General features: G+C 28.3%; 1 protein-coding gene. It reads right to left on the bottom strand.

From position 1 onward, the window contains the following. Positions 1 to 854: 854 nt before the first annotated feature. Positions 855 to 1,049: a hypothetical protein gene (locus ACQCX0_RS05450; protein WP_462563156.1), complete on the bottom strand. Its 195-nt coding sequence runs from the start codon at positions 1,047 to 1,049 to the stop codon at positions 855 to 857. Between the last annotated feature and the right edge of the window lie 330 nt (positions 1,050 to 1,379).

The following is a 1,379-nucleotide window of genomic DNA, read 5'->3' as shown; positions in this document are numbered from 1 at the left end:
TTTCCCTACACGACGCTCTTCCGATCTTAATGAAAGAGCATATCCTACTTTTAGAAAATGTATCCGTAAGAATTTCTAATTCCTATCTTATAAAAGATATTAATTTAGCAATAAAACAAGACTCTTTAATCACTATACTAGGGGCTAACGGAGCTGGGAAAAGCACTATCTGCAAAGTAATTATCGGTTCAATTTCTGCAACTAGAGGTAAAATTATTAAAAAAGCAAATTTAAAACTTTCTTATGTACCTCAATTTTTTAATCAAGATATCTTAATTCCTATTCAAGTTTTTGATTTTATTTATCTTAATATTAATAAATCTAACCTAATGAAGGAAGATAACAATATTCTAGATGAACTTAAAATTTATCCTTTATTAAAAAAAAGCTTAAGAGAATTATCAGGCGGAGAACGCCAAAGAGTACTTATAGCCAGAGCATTATTACGCAATATAGATTTACTTATTCTAGACGAAGCTTTAAGCTTTATAGATTTTGCATCACAAAATTTAATTTATGATGTAATTCATAGAACTAGATTAAGAAAGGAATTTGCGGTTATAATGATTTCACACGATTTGAATCTAGTGATTAAAAATAGTGATTTTGTGATGTGTTTAGAAAAAGGTGAAATATGTTGTGCCGGACCCATTAGTAAAATTAAAACTGAGAAAAATTTTAAAAAATTATTTGAGAATTGGGCATATTACGAACATCATGATGTGTAATATTAAATTAATATAACCCTAAAAGACTATTAATTTTTCTAAAATCCATGAGCTTTTATAGCTCTCTAAATTCCTAGCCTCTTCATCATTTCTACAATGTCTTCTTTTTCTTCAGGGTTAGACTTCTCAGTTCTCAGTTTTTTGTTCTAGTTTTTCATGATATAAACCTCCAGTTATTGCATCTACGAGTAAAAATAATAGCCCAAATCCTGTCAAAACGAATATTCCATCAATTATTAAAATTGTTATATTAATCTCTCCTCTGTTATCCATAGACTTAGAACCACCTGCCAGAGTGCCAATACAAGCGCTTAACATCATAGCCAAAACTATTACTATAGTAAATTTATATATTTTCATAATTGCCTGTTAAAAAATTTATACCATAATCTTATATCAATTTTTCGCACATTAATAAAGTAAATTATTAATAACCCATAATAATAAAGATTTATGAAAAATTATACTTTAAACTCAAAAAGTATAACTATACACAAATAAAAAACTATAACCTGATAGAAAAACCTAATAACAATAAAAATACTCTAACCCTAAAAAACTGGTAATATAGCAATTTCCTAAGATGTAATAACCAGCCAAGTTGCAAAACTATTAGATCGGAAGAGCGGTTCAGCAGGAATGCCGAGACCG

The organism is Candidatus Hepatincolaceae symbiont of Strigamia maritima (assembly GCF_055505085.1).
The sequence above is the reverse complement of the archived record's forward strand: the minus strand, read 5'-3'. Positions and strand labels throughout refer to the sequence as shown.